The following is an 18,093-nucleotide window of genomic DNA, read 5'->3' as shown; positions in this document are numbered from 1 at the left end:
CGGACCTTGGGTCCGCGATCCGAACAGTGCCGCGGCAGATCCTTGCCGCAGCACTGGAATTCCGTCATGCGAACGTGGCACAATTCCCTGCGATTGTTTGCCATCCATAACGGATAGTCACCTTGGTTCAGTCGATCCTGTTCTTTGTCCTCGGTTTTCTCTGCGCCGGCTTTCTGGCGCTGATGATTGCCCCGGCGATCTGGCGAAGGGCCGTGGCGCTGACGCGCAAACGAGTCGAGGGTTCGATGCCGTTGACGCTGGCTGAGATCCGGGCGGACAAGGACCGCGTCCGCGCCGAGTTCGCCATGTCGACGCGCCGGCTCGAAATGAGCGTGAAGTCGTTGCGCGAGAAATCGGCCGAACAGCTTGTCGAGATCGGCCGTGGCCGCGAGGCGCTGAAGGGGCTGGAAATCGAGCGGAAGGACAAGAAGCAGGCCCTTTTGGAGCTTGAAGCCAAGAGCGAGGAAGTTCGGCAGCGCGAAGACCAGTTGCAGGTTCTGACAGGTCGGCTTGCCCAAACCGAGCGTGTGCTGGAAAAGCGCGCGCTCGAGCTGGAAAAGCTGGAGCACATGTATGATGACGCCAGTTTTTCCTCCAGCAACCGCCAGATCGAGCTGGTGGCGCGCGAATCGGAGCTGCAGAAGCTGGCCAGCGACATTTCGCTGCTGCGCGGTCAGCGCAAGGAAGCCGACAGGCGCCAACAGGAGATCGTGGCCGAGAGCAAAGCCGCGCGCGACGCGTTGAAAGCCGAGAAGAAAAGAACCGGCGAACTGGACAAAAAGGTCGAGCGCCTGCTCGCCACGCTTGCCGATCGCGAGGACAAGCTTGAGCGCCGCGAAAAGGAAATCGCGCGGCTTCGCGAAAAGTCGAAAGGCGAAGGCAACACGTCCTCGGTGCGGCTTGTCAGCGGGGCAGGCGATCCCGTCGGTGCGGCCACCAAGGGTGACGAGATCGAAAAGGCGATCGCCAAGCTCGATGTCGACCGGGAGCGGCTGGAAGCCAGGCTGACGGCGCTGGCCCGCGAGAACAAGCGGCTGAAGACCGACCTTGCCGCCTACGAAACCGCCAGATCAGAGGGTGGGAACGATGCGCGCAACGCCAGTGCGGCATTGCGCGAGCAGATGAGCGACCTGGCGGCGCAGGTCGTCGCCCTGACGGCGCAGCTCGACGGGCCGGAGTCGCCGATCGCCAAGGTGCTTGCGGCACCCAAGCAGCCGGCAAGCGGCGAACGCAGCCTTGCCGACCGTGTGCGGGCGTTGCAGAAGGCCGCTTTGACGAATTGAAACCCGGACGATGAAGGCCGTCTTCTGCAGCTCATCTCCTGCCTGCGGAAAAACGATGCAGTGCGATGGCTGACGCCGCGGCGACGTTCAGGCTGTCGAACCCCTCGGCCATGCCGATCCGCAGTGTTCGCAGGCGGGCAAGCAGGTTTTCGGGCAGGCCTTCGCCCTCGGTGCCGAGATAGAGCGCCAGCCGCTCCGTCCTTTTCGCGTCACGAATTTCGGTTTGCCCGCGCGGCGACAGGGCCAACTGGTCGAAGCCTTGCCGGTCGAGCGTCGCAATGAAGCCGACGGCATCGGTGAAGGAGGCAAAGGGCACTTTCAGCGCCGCGCCGACCGAGACGCGGATCGCCTTGCGGTACAACGGATCGCAGCAGGTCGCGTCCAGAAACACGGCATCGGCGCCGAAGGCGGCGGCGTTGCGAAAGACGGAGCCCATATTGTCATGATTGGCGATGCCGACCAGCACGACGATCAGGGCGTGGGCGGGCAGGGCGCCAAGCAGGGCTTCCGCAGGTTGTGCCACGCCCTTGCGGCCGATCGCCAATATGCCGCGATGCATGTGGAAGCCGGCAATCCTGTCCATGATCTCGCCGGCCGTGACGTAGACCGGCAGGTCCACGGGCGCCCTGCGCAGGATTTCGTCGAGGCCGGCCAGCCGGTTTTCGAGCACCAGCACCGATTCGGCAGCAAAGCGCCCGGTTGAGAGCAGCATGTCCAGCACGACCTTGCCTTCGGCAACGAAACGGCCTTGCCGGCCAGCAAGATCGCGCTCGCGTATGTCGAGATAGGCGGCGACGCGCGGGTCCTGCGGGTCATCGATACGGATAGGGTCCATGCATTCCTCGGCGAACGAAAAACATCAGCGACGTAGGAACGATTGGACTTTCCGGTCAAGTCCCGGCGCGGCGCAGGCGATTGGCCATCTGCGACAGCTCGCCTTCGCCGAAAATCCCGTCCAGCATGGTGAGAAGTTCGCGCACGGCCTCTGATTTGCAGGAATAGTAGATCATCTGCCGGTCGCGGCGGGTCTCGACGAGATCGAGCGCCCGCAATTTGGCCAGATGCTGCGACAGGGCGGATTGGCTGAGTTGGACCTTCTCGGCAATGGCGCCGACCGACATTTCACCGTCGGCAAGATAGCTCATGATCAAGAGCCGTTTCTCGTTGCCCATCAGCGTCAGAAAAATGGCCGCCGATTCGGCGTTGGCGATTAGCTTTGTCGAGACCATCGATCCCCCATGCTTTCCTGCTCATCAGACACTACGGGGGCAATAGCGTCTGATTCCATAGACTCACTCATTGATGTGCGCTGGCGATTCAACGCTAGCGGGAAAGGTAGAACATTTCTTCCAAATCTCAAGACTTGCTTTCGATCCGACGCGATTAACTGTGGAGCTGTGTCTAAAGCGCGTCGCGTCTGAACGGATTCGTGCGACGCGCTCTAGGTCTTTGTTTTTATGCATGTCGTTCAGCCTGCCGCCCGGCCGGTTCTTGCCATGTCGACAAGGACAGGCCGCAGCTCCCGCGCGGCCTGCAATGGCTCGGGAAAGAGTATCCGGCAAATATCGTCGCCCGATGCCAGATCCATGCCGTCGGCATCGAAGCCGGTGACGACCCAATCGTCGTCCGCGGCCTTGGCAAAATGTCTGGCATAGATGGCAATTGCATCGCGATGGTCGGCATTCATATGGTCAAGGGCGGATTGTTCGACGGCGGCGAGTTCCTCGACGATCGGTGTGGTGGTGACAAGGTCGGCGCGGTCGAGCAAATAGGCCTTGCCGAAGCCGCCATTCAGGCTGGCACGCTCGGGCTCGAGGCGGAAGATCGAGAAGTCACCAAGCCCGGCATAGAGTTTTGCCTTGGGATTGCGGTTGAGATAGCGCCGTTCGGCGCGGGCATGTGCGCCTGATCCGCGCTCGAGCCGCACCGCCCGGCAAACCAGGGTGATTCGCGGGTGCGCCAGCGGATCGCCCTTGCCGGGTTCGCCCACGAGCAGAGAACAGCGCGGATCGGCCAGGATCGCGCCGGTATGGGCGGACAGCATCGACACGAGGATCAGTGGCGTGCCGTCGGTATCGGTCGCCGCGCCCACCCTGCTGGCCAGAGGCGAACCGGTTCCGGGCTCGATCGCTGCAAGCGCGCCGAAACGGGCGCTGCGCATCAGCGTCTTGGCCAGCCTGATCGCCTCGGCGTCCGTCTCGCGGATCATGTCCTTGCTTCGATCTTCCAAAATGATCACTCTGGTAAGTTGATTTTGATCATCCACCTATCAGACGACGAGCCCGATTTGGCAATAGAGCGGGATGCAGTTGGATTGAACGGGGCATCCCGCTCTATCTGTTTGTTTTAGCCGCATTTGTGCGAGAGCAAGTGATGCCACTTGGCCGCAAAATGCCTTGGCTATTTCGGGGCCATGCGGATGGCGCCGTCGAGGCGGATAGTCTCGCCGTTCAGCATCTGGTTTTCGACGATGTGCAGCGCAAGTGCCGCATATTCGGACGGCTCGCCCAGGCGGGACGGGAAGGGCACCGCGGCGCCCAGAGAATCCTGCACCTCCTGCGGCATGCCGGCCATCATCGGCGTCTTGAAGATGCCGGGCGCGATGGTGCAAACGCGGATGCCTGAGCGGGCAAGGTCGCGCGCCACGGGCAGCGTCATGCCGACGACACCACCCTTGGAAGCGGAATAGGCTGCCTGGCCGATCTGACCGTCGTAGGCGGCGACCGATGCCGTGTTGACGATGACGCCGCGCTCGCCGCCTTGCAACGGCTCGAGTTTGGCGACCCGGTTGGCGACGAGGCGGATCATGTTGAAGGTGCCGATCAAATTGACCTCGATCACCTTGCGGTACTGGTCGAGCGGATGCGGACCGTCCTTGCCGATCGTCTTGATGCCGATGGCGATGCCGGCGCAGTTGACCAGGATGCGCGGTTCGCCAAGCTTTCCCGCCACTTCCATCACGGCAGCGGCACCGCTGTCGGCGCTGCTCACGTCGCATTGGATGGCGATGCCGCCGATGTCGGCCGCCACCTTTGCCGCCCGCTCGATGCCGAGATCGAGGATGGCAACGCTGGCGCCCTTTGCAGCCAGGGCGCGCGCGGTCGCCTCGCCAAGGCCGGATCCACCTCCGGTGACGATCGCAATCTGGCCGTTCGGATTCATCTCGGTGTCCCCCACCTAATGCGCGTCATGGTCATGCCACCACGGCGATGGGCTCGGCAATCTTCGCCTGATCGGCGTGGCAGACCTCTCCCGCCAGCCTTGCCACCGCGCCCGGCACGATCTCGTGCGCCAAAAGCCGGTCGAGATCGACCGGACGCGGCATGGAGATCTGCCCGCGCGGGATTCTCTTGAAACCGAGCGGGCCGTAATAGGGCTCGTCCCCGACAAGCATCACGGCTGACATGCCGGCCTTGGCGGCGGCCTCCAACGCGATCGCCACCAGCCGGCGGCCGATGCCGAGATTCTTGAAGGCCGGGCGCACCGCAAGCGGACCGAGCATCAGCGCACGGCCGGCGCCGGCAGCTATGCGCGTCATGCGCACCGAGGCAATTACGGTATCGCCATCGACGGCGACGAAGGACAGGGAGCGCTCGTGCGGGCCACCCTCGCGGATCTTGTAGGCGGCCAGCACGAAACGGCCGGGCCCGAAGACCTCGTCGTTGATGGCTTCGATTTCGGAGTCATGGGCCGGAGTTTCCGGCAGGTATCTTACGTCGGCAAGGCTCATGGTCTTTGCGTTCCGGTACGGGGAAAGGTTTGCTGCAAACGGCAGCGTTCGCCAGTCAGCGCTTCATCAAGCGCGGGCGCCCTTTCGTCGTCGGTCGAACCGGATCAAAGCAAAGTCGAACATGCGGATTGTCCGCTAGCATCAATTTTCAGCCGCTGCAATCGGCCGTTTTCGTCCGCCGTTTCGGCCAAGTGACGGTCTGTTCAGCACATGACGACTTCGGTGCCGCCGCCTTGCGCCTAAAATGGTTGATGAGGACGCAAGGAGATTTCGTATGGGATTGCTGGTCGAAGGCAGGTGGCATGATCGCTGGCACGACCCCGCGGACAGCGGCGGCAGGTTCGTGCGGGTGCAGTCGCAATGGCGTGATTGGGTCACTCGCGACGGCGCGCCGGCCGAGGGCCGCACGCGCGGCTTCAAGGCCGAGCCCGGCCGCTACCATCTCTACGTCTCGCTTGCCTGTCCGTGGGCGCACCGGACGCTGATCTTTCGCGCGCTGAAGAGGCTCAAGGACGTGATTTCCGTCTCGGTCGTCCACCACTTCATGGGCGCCAATGGCTGGACGTTCCTGGCCGAGGACGGTGCCACCGGCGATACGCTTTACGGCCTCGATTTCCTGCACCAGGTCTATGCCAAAGCCGATCCCGCCTATTCCGGTCGGGTGACGGTGCCGGTGCTGTGGGACAAGAGGGAGCAGACCATCGTCTCCAACGAATCCTCCGAGATCATCCGGATGCTCAACTCCGCCTTCGACGCATGGGGCGATGCAAGCCTCGATTTCTATCCGCAGGCGCTGGGCGGTGAGATCGACAGGGTCAATGCGCTGGTCTATCCCTCCGTCAACAACGGCGTCTACCGTGCCGGCTTCGCCACCACGCAAGCAGCCTATGAGGAGGCGTTTGGCGACCTATTCTCGGCGCTCGACGTGCTGGAGGACCGGCTGTCGCGACAGCGCTATCTCGTCGGCAACCGCATCACCGAGGCCGACTGGCGGCTGTTCACCACGTTGGTCCGCTTCGATCCGGTCTATGTCGGCCATTTCAAGTGCAATTTGCGCCGTATCGCCGACTATCCGAACCTGTCGAACTATTTGCGCGATCTTTATCAGGTGCCCGGCGTCTCGGGGACGGTGAACCTGCACCACATCAAGGCGCACTATTACCGCAGCCATGAAACCATCAATCCGACGCGCATCGTGCCTGTCGGACCGGAGCTCGACTACGCCGCGCCGCATGATCGCGCGCGGTTCAGGAAGGCGGCGTGAGGTCGGCGATCTAGCGGAAGATTTCGGTGTTGATACGGGCCTGTCTGGCAAGCTCCGCTTTCAGGAAGCTGTCCGGTAGTGAAGGGAATATGACCGATATGCCCATGAACACGACGGTCAGGCCTATCATCATAAGACTATAAAGCCCGACATAGGGCCAGACGTTCACCGATCTTGCTTGTCCGACATCCATGGTATCGCCCCCGTATAGTGCCTGAGCGATAGCTTGGAATTTTTCAAACAACCAAAGCAAGCCTACCAATAGGGTAATGCCGGTTGACCCCCAAAAATCTCTGCGATGCGTCGCAAAGTCGCCGGTGTCGTGCCTTCCGGCAAGCGGTCGAGCGGAAAGAAACCGGCTTCGGCGATCTCGTGGTCCGGCAGCTTCGGCGCGGTCTGGCTGAACCCCTCGATCAGGTACAGGCCGACGTGATCGCGGCGGCTGGCCCGGCGGTTGAAATGCATCGACTTCAGCAGCGGCGGCGCGCTGAGCGCAATATTGCCCTCCTCGGCGAGTTCGCGCGCGAGCGCTTCAACCAGCGTCTCGCCGACCTCGACCCCACCACCCGGAAGCTGCCAGCCCGGGACATAGGTGTGGCGAATGAGAAAGACGGAATTGGAGGCGCGGTCGTGGACCAGGCCGCGCACGCCCAGCGTCATTGGCCGCCGCAGCACGAAATAGAGATGAAACAGCCTTGCTCTGAGACCGGGCCAGCCGGCCTGGCGAAAGGCTTGTTGCGGATCGGGCTGCGTCATCAGCCACGAAACCGTGGGTGGAAAGCGGGGCGCGTGTCGCTTATGAAGGAAGGATGTTCAGGCTCGCGCATATTTCCGATATCCATCTGGGACCGCTCCCCGATGTAACCTATCGCGATCTCGCCTCCAAGCGCGTGGTCGGCTACGTCAACTGGCAGCGCAACCGCCGCCGCCACATGCGCGATGCTGTCCTCGACACGATCGTCACCGACATGAAAGCCAGCGGGGCGGATCACATCGCCGTCACCGGTGATCTGGTCAATCTGGCGCTCGACGGCGAAATCGAGATGGCCAAGCATTGGCTGGAGACGCTGGGTTCGCCGCATGACGTGTCGGTCGTACCCGGCAACCACGACGCCTATGTGCCGGGCGCCTTCGACAAGGCCTGCCGGTCATGGGCGGCGTGGATGACCGGCGACGGCGTCAATACGCCGGTCGACCGCAACGCCTTTCCCTATCTGCGCGTGCGCGGCGACATTGCGCTGATCGGTGTGACGACGGCGCGCGCCACGGCCCCGTTCATGGCCAACGGCTTCTTTCTGGAAGGTCAGGCCGAAAGGCTGCGCGGTGTGCTCGATGCGGCCGCCAAGCGCGGGCTGTTTCGGGTGATCATGATCCACCACCCGCCGGTGCGCGGCGCGGTGTCGCAGCCCAAGCGGCTGTTCGGCATTGCCCGCTTCAGCAAGGTCGTTCGTGGGCATGGAGCCGAACTCATCCTGCACGGCCATTCGCATGAGCCGTCGCTGTTCTTCATCGGCGGGCGAGGTCGCAGGATTCCCGTGGTCGGCGTTGCCGCCGCGGGGCAGTCGCCCGGCGGCAGGCGCCCGGCAGCACAGTATAATCTGCTCGATATCGACGGCGAAAAGGGCAATTGGCGCATCAAGCTGACACGGCGCGGCCTGACCGGGCCGGCCATAGCGCCATCCGACCTGGAGACGCTGGAACTTGGCGCGAACGCCGAAGCTATGGCTTAAAGCCCCAACCCATCGCAACGATGCGGTCCCAGAACAATACGACCGAGACAACCAGCCCGACCAGGGCGCCCGCGGCGATCAATCCTAGGCCGGACAGGAAAGCCGACCAGCCCTTGCGGCGTGGGGCGGCCTGCAACGGCGGCTCGGCCTCCGGCACAACAGCGCGTTTCAGGCCGGCGATAGCCTGCTCGACGCCACCTTCCAGCATTCTCTGGCGTTCTACGACGCGCTCCGCCACGTAGCGCGTCACCTGATCGGCAACCGGTTTCATGTCGGTCGATTCGGCGAGCACCACACGGCCGATGCGCGTGTCCTTGAGAAAGCGGTAGGTGCGGCGGTCGCGCCCCATGGCGACGTGGCTGACGGCATCGATCCACAGACGCGGCTGCAGCCCGGACGATACGGCGAAGTCGAAATTGTCCATGTCGGCCGGCACGTCGGCGAAGACGGGTGCGAGTTCGGCGGCAAGCAACTCGAGCCGCATGCGATGCGCCTCGCGCATGTCGACCACAACGTCATCGCGGTCGGCGAAGGCGTTTTTCACGTCGCGAATGGCGTCGGACAATTTTCGCGACTGATCGATCTGGGTGATGTTCTCGCCTGCGTCCTTCATCGGCGTTTGCCTCGCGGGGTTGGTTAACAGCGAGTTAACATAATCGCCGGCAAAATGCACGCTGGACGAGTTTCGAGTAGGAGAGCAGTACGCCAAAACAGAACGTCAGAGTGCCGGAGGTCACCTGGTGCGTCCAAGAGCTCGACGTCTTTGCAGCGAAGGGATCAGTTCGCCGCGGCGGCAAATTTTGGCCGAAGAGGGCTACTGCGGCGTTTCATGTTGTGGCGGACGGTCTCCGCGATCACGCCGGGCGCTTCCTCGACCAGCATATGGCCGGCCTCCAGCACATGGTGCAGGTGGAAATGCGCCGGCAGGCCATCGGCCTGGGTAAAGGGCAGCACGGCGTCGTCGGTCCCCCAAACCACCATCACCGGCATGGTCAGCGTCTCGAGCCGTTCGCGCGGGATGACACCTTGGCGATCATCCCTGGTCATGGCGGCCGCGATCTCGACCAGTTTCTGCAACTGGCTAGGACGCGCACGCATTTCGCCATGGACATCCACAATACGCTCCGAGGGCGGGCTTTGCGGTCCGGACATGGCGGCGAGGCAAGCGCGAATTTCGTTTCTGTCGGCAGCAGCGGCGTAGCGGCGCAACAGCGGCCCGTTGATCTCCGTCCCAAAGCCGCCTGGGGCCAGAAGCGTCAGCGACGCTATCTTTTCGGGTTCGGCCAATGCCATCAGCACCGCTGCTGCACCGCCCATCGAATGACCGGTGAGATGCACTCTCCTGATTTTGCGCGCGGCGAGATCGGCAAGAATGGCGCGAGCCGCCGTCTTGGCCGTACCGCCCTCGGAGAAATCGAGCGACAGTCCGTGGCCCGGAAGATCATAGGCCAGCGTGCGTGCTCCTGGTGCGAGTGTCGAAATCACCTCGCGCCAGTCATCGAGGCAACCGCCGAAGCCATGCAGGAAGACGATCGTCTTCGGGCCGGTGCCCCGTTCGACAGCGTAAAGGGATGAAATCATGAAATTTTATGGTGTATTGCAAGACGGGCGGGAGAACGGATCTGAAATTGTGGCTGGATTGCTCTTTGTCTAGATCCATAGCCAGTAAAATTTTCGCGATCAGGCGCCAGCTTGGAATGATTAGCTGCCGCTGCCGATCCCGGCGGCATGCAGGGCCTCGACCAGCCGGTCGGTCAGATCGGCGGGATACCGTCTGTCGACGAAAGTCGCGCGCGGATCGGCTGCGAATTTCGGGAACTTGGCGGTCAGTTCGTCGGCGAGTTTTTGCGCCAGCTGATCGCGGCCGGCGGCCTTCGCACCGATCAGCCGCGCGGTCAGATAGTGCGATTTCGCCGCCGTCGGCCGCAGCGCATCGCTGGCGATCGTGGCCCTGTTCATGTCGCCCAGCATGAACGCGCCGACGAAAAGCCCGTAGTCCCACCAGGTCGGATGACCGCTGGAGATTTCGACGGCGTGAGCAAGAATTGGCGTGCCTTGGCTGTACTTGCCGGCGAAGATCAGTCCGTAGCCATAGGCGGCCGCCATGCTGAGGTCATAAGGGTTGAGCTCATGGGCCTTGCGCATCCAGCGGATCGATTCCTCCGAATTGCCGAGGCGCGAGTAGAGGTAGCCATAGACGCGATGGGCATAGGGACTGGTCGGCCCCATCTGCGCGGCGCGATGGGCAAGCGCCATCGCCTGTTCGATTGTTGCGCCGGGGGGATAGGCGTAATGATCGGTGACCGCCTCGAGATGCAGGGAGGCAAGTTCCGAATAGACGAGCGACGACTTCGCATCCAGATTGGCCAGGTTTTCGAGACAGCGATACGCAGTCTCATGGGTCTTGGCGCTCTGGTCGAGATAGTATTTGTCGTTGAGCCGCAGACATTCCGTCAGGCCGTTTTGGATGCCGCTCTGTTCGATATAGTTGTAGATCGTGCCCGAGGCCGGAACGGCCGAACTCAAAATGTCGGCGACACTGTCCTCGACGGCGGAGGGCGTGCTGTCGGCGGCAGTAAGGTTGCGTGACAGCAAGACCCGTCCGGTCGCCACGCTCTGCAACTCGACAGTGACATCGCCCGCCGTCGGTCCAGGCAAGACATCGAATATGAAACTGGTTGCGTCCGCGACCGGATCGGGTGGGCTGTCGGCGTCGCGACCGATGAAGTTGACCGTATCGAAGCTGCTGAGGCCGGCGCGCAGCGACGCGGCGACGCGCGTCGCCTTGGCGCTGTTGGCTTTCACGGCAATGTAGACGAGCGGAAGGGCTTCGATCGGGGCCAATGGCGCGATGCTGCCGGTCGCCACTCCGCTCTCGACCGTCGATGCGGCATCGCCTCCGGCCAGCAATGCGCCGCTTCCCTGACGAAGGATCAACACGCCCAGCATGACGATGACCAGAGCGATCGCCGCCCAGAAGAACTGGAGATGGCGCCGCAGCGCATGTCCCGGCTCGGGGACGACAGAGGACATCAACGATGCAGGAGGCGCGGCCATGCCGGCGCCTTCGAACGGTCCCGGCAACTCGGCGGCCGTCTCGATATATTCCGCCGGCTCGGGGTCGACCGGCAGGCGGATCGCGTTGAGTTCATAGGATGGGACATAGCCGCCACGCGGAATGGCGATGCGGATCGGTTCGGCAATGCCCTCATTGGCGAAGTAATGCTGCAGAAGCTCGCGCAGCCTGCCCGCCTGGACCCGCACCACGGCATCGGTCGACGGATCGAAATCGCCGTCCTTGCCGAAAACATCCATCGCGATGGAAAAGCCCTTGAGCTTGTCGGCTTCGCCTGCCTGCTCGCGCTCGACCAGGTAGCGAAGCAATTTACGCGCGCGCTCGGATCGCCCGAACGTCTCGCTGGCTAGCAATCGCTCCAACGTCTCGCGCACTGCGGGGGCGGCAGGCGTGGCATGCTGCAAGTGTCGATCCTTCCGAAGTCGGCACAGGTTATGTGCGCGATCATATAGCGCTTGCACTGCCATACAAGCATGCATCCATTATGCGATCGCGTACCCCACCGGATAATCCCCCGGTGGTTAATGGTGCCAAGGATCGGAGCAAGATGATCCCGTCCGGGTTCATCTTGCTCTTGCCGGGGAGCTTTTCAGCCCGCCTTGCGGCCGATGATGCGGTTGGCGGCGGAAACCACCGCTTCCAGCGAAGCGGCGACGATGTTGGTGTTGATGCCGGCGCCGAACAGCTTGCCGCCGGGATGTTCCATCTCGACATAGGAGATGGCCGAGGCATTGGAGCCGCGCTGCATGGAATGCTCCGAATAGTCGAGCACCGACATCTCGATGCCGATATGGCGCGACAGCGCATCGACGAAGCCGTCGATCGGGCCGGTGCCGGTGCCTGATATCGTCACTTCCTTGCCGCTGTCGAGGATGACCGCCTCCACCACGCGCCGCCCCTTGGTTTCCGTATCCGGATAGGTGTTATGGTCGAGGAATTTCAGCCGCGCGCCGGGCTGGTCGACATACGTGTCGAGAAAACGCTCGTGGATGCGCTTGGCCGGCACCTCCTTGCCTTCGGCATCGGTGATGGCCTGGATTGCCTGGCTGAACTCGATCTGCAGGTTGCGCGGCAAATGGAGGCCGTAGTCCGCCTGCAGCACATAGGCGATGCCGCCCTTGCCGGACTGCGAATTGATGCGGATGATCGCCTCGTAGTTGCGGCCGACATCGGCCGGATCGATCGGCAGATAAGGCACTTCCCAATGCGGCGTGTTGGCCTTGCGCAACGCCTTCATGCCCTTGTTGATGGCATCCTGGTGCGAGCCGGAAAAGGCCGTGTAGACGAGTTCACCCACATAAGGATGACGCTCCGGGATCTTCAACTGGTTGGAATATTCGTAGACGTCCTTCATCCGGTTGATGTCGGAGCAATCGAGCTCGGGATCGACGCCTTGCGTGTACATGTTGAGCGCCAGTGTGACGATGTCGACATTGCCGGTGCGCTCGCCATTGCCGAACAGCGTGCCTTCGACGCGATCAGCACCTGCCATCAGGCCGAGTTCAGTGGTGGCGATGCCGGTGCCGCGATCATTGTGCGGGTGCAGTGAAATGAGCAGGTTTTCGCGGTTGTCGAGGTTGCGGCACATCCATTCGATGCGGTCGGCATAGATGTTGGGCGTCGACATCTCGACCGTGGACGGCAGGTTGATGATCAGCTTGTTCTGCTCAGTCGGCTTCACGATCTCGGTGACGGCGTTGCAGATTTCGAGCGCCACGTCGAGTTCGGTGCCGGTGAAGCTCTCCGGCGAGTATTCGAACCGGTAGCCGCCGCCGGCCCTGGCCGCCATATCGGTGATCATCTTGGCCGCGTCGGTGGCGATCCGCTTGATGCCGGCGACGTCCTTCTCGAAGACGACGCGGCGCTGCAATTCGCTGGTCGAGTTGTAGAAATGCACGATCGGGTTGGTAGCACCCCTCAGCGCCTCGAAGGTGCGGGTGATCAATTCCGGCCGGCACTGCACCAGCACCTGCAGCGAGACATCGGCGGGCACTTTGCCTTCCTCGATGCACCAGCGGGCGAAGTCGAAATCGGTCTGCGAAGCCGACGGGAAGCCGATCTCGATCTCCTTGAAACCCATGTCGAGCAGCAGGCCGAACATGCGCGCCTTGCGCTCGTGGCCCATCGGGTCGATCAGCGCCTGATTGCCGTCGCGCAGGTCGACCGAGCACCAGATCGGCGCTTTGTCGATGATTTTAGAAGGCCAGGTGCGGTCGGTGAGGCCAACGGTCGGATAGGGCTGATATTTGCGGGCAGCGTCAGGCATGCCCTTTGCCATGGGCTCCCCGCCATCGCGGATGTCTTCTCGTGCGTTCATCGTCGTTTCTCCCGGCGGCTCGCGGATCCGCCTTCAGGCGGATTCGGTGGCGAGCGGCGCCTTACCAAAGTTTCGTTCGCTTGATGTGACTTGCCAATTTGACTGGCCAAGGAGCGTGCGCGTGAGCGGCGGTTCGACCGCCGGGCGCTCCTTCAGCGAACCCGGCGATCGCCGATAAGGCCGAGAAGCAGCAGGGTGGAAGCAAGCGCGCGCACGGTCTCGCCGGCAAAGCCGGTCTGACGGGAAGCAACGAAGGGAACGCGCGTGTTCATGGCGGTTCTCATACAGGAGCGGGCAAAGCGAGGCAAGTGGGGCTGCACCATTGCTTGTCTTGGGCGCTCTTCCCCACACGCGGCAAATGCGTCAGACTTGGCTGTCGACGAGGCGACAATGCCGGGGGAGGTCGTCAGTGAATTTCGTGTTCTTCTCGCCGCATTTTCCGGCCAATGGCGCCGACTTCTGCGACCGGCTGAAGAAGGCCGGCGCCACCGTGCTCGGCATCGGCGACGCGCCCTATGAAGCGCTGAACGGAAAACTGAAGACGGCACTGTCGGAATATTACCGCGTCGCCGACATGGAGGACTACGAGCCGGTGTTCCGGGCGATGGGCCATTTCATCCACAAATGGGGCCGCATCGACCGTTTCGAGTCACTCAACGAGCATTGGCTGGAACTGGAAGCCAACATCCGCACCGACTTCAACATCTTTGGCACCAAACTCGATTTCGTGAAGAATTTGAAGCGCAAGAGCCGCATGCGCGCTTTCTTCCGCAAGAGCGGCGTCGAGACCATCCCGCAGCGCAAATGCTCCGACCGGGCCGGCGCCATGACCTTCATCCGCCGTGTCGGCTATCCCGTGGTGGTCAAGCCGGATTCCGGCTCCGGCGCCTCGAACACGTTCAAGATTTCCAATACGAGGGAACTCGACCAGTTTTTCAAGGACAAGCCGGAAGATGTCAGCTTCGTCATGGAGCAGTTCATCGAGGGGCTGGTGGTGACCTTCGACGGGCTGGTCAACCGCGACGGCGAGGTGGTGCTGGCGGCCAGCCACCGCTACGACCAGAGCGTCATGGAGGTGGTCAACCGCGACCGCCATATGAGCTACACCTGCTTTCCCGAGGTCAGCCCGGCGGTGGAGGAGGCCGGCAGAAAAATCCTCAGGGCCTTCGACGTGCGCGAGCGCTTCTTCCACATCGAACTGTTCGAGACCAAGGACGATCGTATCATCGCGCTGGAGGTCAACATGCGGCCACCCGGCGCCTGGATGACCGACGCCATCAACTACACGTTCGACGTCGACGTCTATGCGGCGTGGGCCGAGATGGTGGTCAGGGATGCCGCCGGCGGGCCCTACAAGGGCAAGTATTTCACCGCCTATGCCAGCCGCAAGCGGCACCTCCACTATTTGCATAGCCATGCCGACGTGCTAGCCGCCCATGGCGACAAGATCGTCCACCATCAGGCCATAGAAGAGGTTTTCAGCCGCGCCATGGGACACTACGCCTATCAGATGCGCTCCAAAGACGCCCAAGCGCTGCGCCAGGCGGTCGGCTACATCCACGCGGAAAGGGCGTGAAGCGGATGGATATCTCCTATCACAAGGGTTTTGCCCGCAACCTTGGCCGCGACATGGAATACAAGCGCTACGGCCATGCCGGCCGGCCGGTGGTGGTGTTCCCGACCTCGCAAGGACGGTTCTACCAGTTCGAGGATTCCGGCGGGGTCGCAGCGCTTTCGGAGTTCATCGACACCGGCCGTATCCAACTGTTCACCCTCGACGGCATCGATTCGGAATCCTTCTTCGCCAAGCATGCCGACCCAGCCGACCGCATCGCCCGCCACGAGGCCTATTTCCGCTATGTGCGCGAGGAGGCGCTGCCCGAATTGCTGGCGACCGCCGCCGAGGCCAATGGCGGGCGGGCATTGAAGCCATTGTTTTCAGGCTGTTCGATGGGCGGCTACCACGCATCGAATTTCGTCTTCCGCTTTCCGGAACTGAGCAGCGGCGTCATCGCGCTGTCGGGGGTCTATTCGACACGGGACTTCTTCGGAGAGGCGCTCGACGGCAACATCTTCCTCAACTCGCCACTCGACTATCTGCCTGGCATCGTCGATCAGAAACTGCTTGGCCGGCTGAAGGCGCTGAGGCTGATCTTCTGCTGCGGGCAGGGGGCGTGGGAAGAACGGATGCTGGTCGAGACGCGGGCGCTGGAACAGGTGCTGCGCGAAAAGTCCATTCCCGCCTGGGTCGATTATTGGGGCGGCGATGTCAGCCATGACTGGCCATGGTGGCACAAGCAACTGGTCTATTTCTTCGCCCGCTGGCTGGATGACGACCTGATGCACAGGCTGGATTGATGACCCCGCCCGATCCCATCCGACGCTTCGTCGAGGCCACCAATGAAGGTGACACCGCGGCGTTTCTCGACACGTTCACGGCGGATGCGTTGCTGAGCGACTGGGGCCGCACCTTCAACGGGCGCGCAGAGATCGCGCAGCTGTGGACGACACCTATCAGGTCCGCATTGCCGTGAAGGGCAATGGCTTCAACGGTGAGGGCGACATGACCTTCACGCTGGACGGCGATCTCATCTCCAGCCTGGTGATTACCTGAACCTGGCGGCGAAGAAATAGTCGATCTCCTGCGTTGTTCGCGCCATCGCGCGAACGGCGGTCAGTCATGGCGGGCAAGGAATGCCTCGGTCACAGCCATGCAATCCTGCCTTTCCTCGACATGCGGCATGTGGCTCGATTGCGGGAAGACATGGCCTTCAACCGTAGGAATACGGTCGAGGAAGGGCTGGACGCAGGCTGGCGTGGCTTCATCATGAAAGCCGCGAAAGGCCAGTGTCGGCGCTTCGATTGTTGGCAGCCGGTCGATGATCGTCCAGTCGCGCATGGTGCCGACGACGTGGAATTCGTTGGGGCCGTTCATGGTGTGATAGACAGTGGGGTCGGCGTCGATGGCGGCGAAGGTGCGCGCCACCTCGGCCGGCCATGGGGTGACGCGGCAGACGTGCCGGTCGTAGAATGCCCGGGTCGCCGCGAGGTAATCCGGATGGTCCATCGTGCCGTCGGCTTCGTGCCGGTCGAGAGCCTGCCGCGCCGCCGCCGGCAGCTCTGCGCGCAACTGACCCGCGCCTTCGACCCACAGCTTCATCGATGCAAGCGAGTTGGCGAGCACCAGCGCCTTGAGGCCGGGCGGGCGGCGCACCGCGTGCTCGGCGGCGAGCATGCCGCCCCAGGATTGTCCGAGCAGGGCGTAACGCTGGATGCCGAGATGAGCGAGCAGCGCATCCAGTTCGCCGAGGAAGAATTCGACCGTCCAGAAGTCGCCGCCCTTGTCCGGCAGATGCGTGGAGCGCCCGTTGCCGATCTGATCGTAGTGGACCACCGCGCGGCCGAAGCCGGCAATGTCCTTGAAGCTGTCGACATAATCATGGGTGCAGCCGGGCCCGCCATGGGCAACAACCAGCGGCAGCTTGCCCGAGCCCAGGTCTCCCGTCACGCGGTACCAGGTCTTGTAGGGCCCGTAGGCGCTGAAACCTTCCGCTACTGCAAGATCGTTCATTAGTCCCTCCGCTGGCTCGGCGGCGACCGCCGATCAGCGGTCTCCGACGTTATTCGCGGTGAAGGGTACAGAGGCGGACCGGCAGGCGACCAGCTAGCAATAACGTTAGTTTTGACGGTGCTGCCGGGACAGGTTTTGGCCCTGACTGATCGGTCCGAGCAACCGGTAGTGAGCCGCCAAGGCGATGGCGTGGAAGCGGTTGCGGGCGCCGAGCTTGCGGCTTGCGGCGTTGAGATGCAGCGTCGCGGTCGGCACGCTGCGGCAGATTTCATGGGCGATCTGCTTGGCCGTCAACCCGCAAGCCGCCATGCTCAGGCACTGGCGTTCCCTCGAAGTCAGGTGGAAATACTGGCTTGTCCTGGTGCGCTGATCGAAGCCGGCATAGACGGAATCGTGGAACAGGTGTCCGAGGTCGCCAATGCCGGGCAGAAGCATCTGTGCCTCGACTTCGAAATCCGGCTCCGGATCGAGGCGGATGGCGGTGAAGGTGGCGAGATCGCCGCCGTCGAAGCGGATCGGCACCGTCACGCCGCATGTCATCTTGGTGTCCAGGAGGTAGCTTATTACCGGATCGTGCTTGCGCTGCAGGACGCGCCGCATGACCGGGCTCTGAGGCCCCCTGTGCGACCACAGGAACGGCCGTGACACTGCGAGCGCCGCCTCCTGCACCGGATCGAGCTGATAGTAGCCACCCTTGCACCAGAGATCCTGCATGTCGGACGGCACATTGGCGAGCGCCATCAGAGACGGCGTGATCAACTCGCCGTCATGGCTGACCGGGACAGGCGTATAGTCGTAGATCAGCGAGGTGAACCCGGCGGGCGCAAGCACGCGCATCGCTGCCGCCATCGCGGCATCGACTCGCATTCCCGTATGAAATTCACTTTCGAAATCGCCGGACAGGCCCTGCATGAGCAAAAGCTTACTCACCCGCTAATGTTTGTCAAACGGGCATATTCGCGGAATGCTCAACAAATAAGCAGGGCGCGATCGCAGCTTGCTGGCTCCGACGGGTTTGGAGGTCCAAAACTATCTTAATTCACAGCTATCCCGGCTGGTTTGTCGCGCCATAGGCTATGTGCGATGGATTACGGTCCGCCGGCGCTTGTCACTTGGCATCCG

19 protein-coding genes are annotated in these 18,093 nt (G+C 62.6%); 6 read left to right on the top strand and 13 right to left on the bottom strand.

The genetic code is table 11. The features are described from left to right. The first annotated feature begins 122 nt into the window (after positions 1–122). Positions 123–1,283: a hypothetical protein gene (locus MESS4_RS28070; RefSeq protein WP_006338663.1), complete on the top strand. Its 1,161-nt coding sequence runs from the start codon at positions 123–125 to the stop codon at positions 1,281–1,283. A gap of 31 nt (positions 1,284–1,314) precedes the next feature. On the opposite strand, the gene MESS4_RS28065 is transcribed toward MESS4_RS28070, so the two are convergent. From MESS4_RS28065 to MESS4_RS28045, 5 genes are all read right to left on the bottom strand, one after another. Further along, complete coding sequence (locus MESS4_RS28065; protein ID WP_006338662.1) at positions 1,315–2,118, bottom strand: RNA methyltransferase; 804 nt, start codon at positions 2,116–2,118, stop codon at positions 1,315–1,317. Positions 2,119–2,173: 55 nt separating this feature from the next. Further along, entirely contained in the window at positions 2,174–2,512 is a 339-nt protein-coding gene (locus MESS4_RS28060) for a metalloregulator ArsR/SmtB family transcription factor (protein WP_006338661.1), read from the bottom strand. A 239-nt stretch (positions 2,513–2,751) separates the two neighbouring features. After that, positions 2,752–3,492: a HugZ family protein gene (locus MESS4_RS28055; RefSeq protein ID WP_006338659.1), complete on the bottom strand. Its 741-nt coding sequence runs from the start codon at positions 3,490–3,492 to the stop codon at positions 2,752–2,754. 191 nt (positions 3,493–3,683) lie between these two features. After that, entirely contained in the window at positions 3,684–4,445 is a 762-nt protein-coding gene (locus MESS4_RS28050; protein ID WP_006338657.1) for a 3-hydroxyacyl-CoA dehydrogenase, read from the bottom strand. A gap of 31 nt (positions 4,446–4,476) precedes the next feature. Next, a complete protein-coding gene (locus MESS4_RS28045) occupies positions 4,477–5,013 on the bottom strand; it encodes an N-acetyltransferase (protein ID WP_006338655.1) in 537 nt (178 codons plus the stop codon). A 274-nt stretch (positions 5,014–5,287) separates the two neighbouring features. Between MESS4_RS28045 and MESS4_RS28040 the strand changes: the two genes are divergently transcribed. Then, the gene (locus tag MESS4_RS28040) at positions 5,288–6,277 is read left to right on the top strand and encodes a glutathione S-transferase family protein (RefSeq protein ID WP_006338652.1); all 990 of its coding nucleotides are present in this window, start codon (positions 5,288–5,290) and stop codon (positions 6,275–6,277) included. A 10-nt stretch (positions 6,278–6,287) separates the two neighbouring features. Here MESS4_RS28040 and MESS4_RS28035 read toward each other — a convergent pair whose 3' ends face one another. Continuing rightward, the gene (locus tag MESS4_RS28035) at positions 6,288–6,470 is read right to left on the bottom strand and encodes a hypothetical protein (protein ID WP_006338649.1); all 183 of its coding nucleotides are present in this window, start codon (positions 6,468–6,470) and stop codon (positions 6,288–6,290) included. A gap of 62 nt (positions 6,471–6,532) precedes the next feature. Next, positions 6,533–7,033, bottom strand: coding sequence for an NUDIX domain-containing protein (locus MESS4_RS28030; RefSeq protein ID WP_006338648.1), 501 nt, complete (start codon positions 7,031–7,033; stop codon positions 6,533–6,535). A gap of 53 nt (positions 7,034–7,086) precedes the next feature. On the opposite strand from MESS4_RS28030, the gene MESS4_RS28025 reads away from it, so the two are divergent. Next, positions 7,087–8,007, top strand: coding sequence for a metallophosphoesterase (locus MESS4_RS28025; RefSeq protein WP_006338647.1), 921 nt, complete (start codon positions 7,087–7,089; stop codon positions 8,005–8,007). Here MESS4_RS28025 and MESS4_RS28020 read toward each other — a convergent pair. The 4 genes from MESS4_RS28020 to leuA all read right to left on the bottom strand — a co-directional run bounded on the left by MESS4_RS28020 (position 7,997) and on the right by leuA (position 13,400). Continuing rightward, on the bottom strand, positions 7,997–8,620 hold the full coding sequence (locus MESS4_RS28020; protein ID WP_006338646.1) for a hypothetical protein: 624 nt from the start codon (positions 8,618–8,620) through the stop codon (positions 7,997–7,999). The two genes, MESS4_RS28025 and MESS4_RS28020, sit on opposite strands and share 11 nt — an antisense overlap. A gap of 164 nt (positions 8,621–8,784) precedes the next feature. Beyond that, positions 8,785–9,588 carry an alpha/beta fold hydrolase gene (locus MESS4_RS28015; protein ID WP_006338645.1) on the bottom strand — a complete coding sequence of 268 codons (804 nt, stop codon included), beginning with the start codon at positions 9,586–9,588 and terminating at the stop codon, positions 8,785–8,787. Positions 9,589–9,708: 120 nt separating this feature from the next. After that, a complete protein-coding gene (locus MESS4_RS28010; protein WP_006338644.1) occupies positions 9,709–11,487 on the bottom strand; it encodes a tetratricopeptide repeat protein in 1,779 nt (592 codons plus the stop codon). A 185-nt stretch (positions 11,488–11,672) separates the two neighbouring features. Further along, entirely contained in the window at positions 11,673–13,400 is a 1,728-nt protein-coding gene (gene leuA / locus MESS4_RS28005; RefSeq protein ID WP_006338643.1) for a 2-isopropylmalate synthase, read from the bottom strand. Between the two features lie 409 nt (positions 13,401–13,809). On the opposite strand from leuA, the gene MESS4_RS28000 reads away from it, so the two are divergent. Genes MESS4_RS28000 through MESS4_RS27990 form a run of 3 tightly spaced genes read left to right on the top strand, consistent with a single transcriptional unit; the run spans position 13,810 to position 15,934 of the window. After that, positions 13,810–14,976, top strand: coding sequence for an ATP-grasp domain-containing protein (locus MESS4_RS28000; protein WP_006338642.1), 1,167 nt, complete (start codon positions 13,810–13,812; stop codon positions 14,974–14,976). A 5-nt stretch (positions 14,977–14,981) separates the two neighbouring features. Further along, complete coding sequence (locus MESS4_RS27995; protein ID WP_006338641.1) at positions 14,982–15,758, top strand: alpha/beta hydrolase-fold protein; 777 nt, start codon at positions 14,982–14,984, stop codon at positions 15,756–15,758. Next, a complete protein-coding gene (locus MESS4_RS27990) occupies positions 15,758–15,934 on the top strand; it encodes a nuclear transport factor 2 family protein (RefSeq protein WP_006338640.1) in 177 nt (58 codons plus the stop codon). The genes MESS4_RS27995 and MESS4_RS27990 overlap by 1 nt, the downstream gene beginning before the upstream one ends. A 140-nt stretch (positions 15,935–16,074) precedes the next feature. Here MESS4_RS27990 and MESS4_RS27985 read toward each other — a convergent pair whose 3' ends face one another. Both MESS4_RS27985 and MESS4_RS27980 read right to left on the bottom strand, forming a co-directional pair. Then, a complete protein-coding gene (locus MESS4_RS27985; RefSeq protein WP_006338638.1) occupies positions 16,075–16,971 on the bottom strand; it encodes a proline iminopeptidase-family hydrolase in 897 nt (298 codons plus the stop codon). Positions 16,972–17,076: 105 nt separating this feature from the next. Then, positions 17,077–17,901, bottom strand: coding sequence for a LuxR family transcriptional regulator (locus tag MESS4_RS27980; protein WP_244441233.1), 825 nt, complete (start codon positions 17,899–17,901; stop codon positions 17,077–17,079). Between the last annotated feature and the right edge of the window lie 192 nt (positions 17,902–18,093).

This window comes from Mesorhizobium sp. STM 4661 (genome assembly GCF_000359125.1).
GTDB lineage: Bacteria > Pseudomonadota > Alphaproteobacteria > Rhizobiales > Rhizobiaceae > Mesorhizobium.
Note: the sequence above shows the minus strand (reverse complement) of the source record. Positions and strands in the feature narration are given on the sequence as shown.

What these genes read in the sequence shown, in the direction of transcription:
- MESS4_RS27990 (WP_006338640.1), top strand. Translation starts at nt 15,758, where the DNA reads ATGACCCCGCCCGATCCCATCCGACGCTTCGTCGAGGCCACCAATGAA.
- MESS4_RS27995 (WP_006338641.1), top strand. Translation starts at nt 14,982, where the DNA reads ATGGATATCTCCTATCACAAGGGTTTTGCCCGCAACCTTGGCCGCGAC.
- MESS4_RS27985 (WP_006338638.1), bottom strand. Translation starts at nt 16,971, where the DNA reads ATGAACGATCTTGCAGTAGCGGAAGGTTTCAGCGCCTACGGGCCCTAC.
- MESS4_RS28030 (WP_006338648.1), bottom strand. Translation starts at nt 7,033, where the DNA reads ATGACGCAGCCCGATCCGCAACAAGCCTTTCGCCAGGCCGGCTGGCCC.
- MESS4_RS28045 (WP_006338655.1), bottom strand. Translation starts at nt 5,013, where the DNA reads ATGAGCCTTGCCGACGTAAGATACCTGCCGGAAACTCCGGCCCATGAC.
- MESS4_RS28055 (WP_006338659.1), bottom strand. Translation starts at nt 3,492, where the DNA reads ATGATCCGCGAGACGGACGCCGAGGCGATCAGGCTGGCCAAGACGCTG.
- MESS4_RS28015 (WP_006338645.1), bottom strand. Translation starts at nt 9,588, where the DNA reads ATGATTTCATCCCTTTACGCTGTCGAACGGGGCACCGGCCCGAAGACG.
- MESS4_RS28025 (WP_006338647.1), top strand. Translation starts at nt 7,087, where the DNA reads ATGTTCAGGCTCGCGCATATTTCCGATATCCATCTGGGACCGCTCCCC.
- MESS4_RS28020 (WP_006338646.1), bottom strand. Translation starts at nt 8,620, where the DNA reads ATGAAGGACGCAGGCGAGAACATCACCCAGATCGATCAGTCGCGAAAA.
- MESS4_RS28035 (WP_006338649.1), bottom strand. Translation starts at nt 6,470, where the DNA reads ATGGATGTCGGACAAGCAAGATCGGTGAACGTCTGGCCCTATGTCGGG.
- MESS4_RS28050 (WP_006338657.1), bottom strand. Translation starts at nt 4,445, where the DNA reads ATGAATCCGAACGGCCAGATTGCGATCGTCACCGGAGGTGGATCCGGC.
- leuA (WP_006338643.1), bottom strand. Translation starts at nt 13,400, where the DNA reads ATGAACGCACGAGAAGACATCCGCGATGGCGGGGAGCCCATGGCAAAG.
- MESS4_RS28060 (WP_006338661.1), bottom strand. Translation starts at nt 2,512, where the DNA reads ATGGTCTCGACAAAGCTAATCGCCAACGCCGAATCGGCGGCCATTTTT.
- MESS4_RS28040 (WP_006338652.1), top strand. Translation starts at nt 5,288, where the DNA reads ATGGGATTGCTGGTCGAAGGCAGGTGGCATGATCGCTGGCACGACCCC.
- MESS4_RS28065 (WP_006338662.1), bottom strand. Translation starts at nt 2,118, where the DNA reads ATGGACCCTATCCGTATCGATGACCCGCAGGACCCGCGCGTCGCCGCC.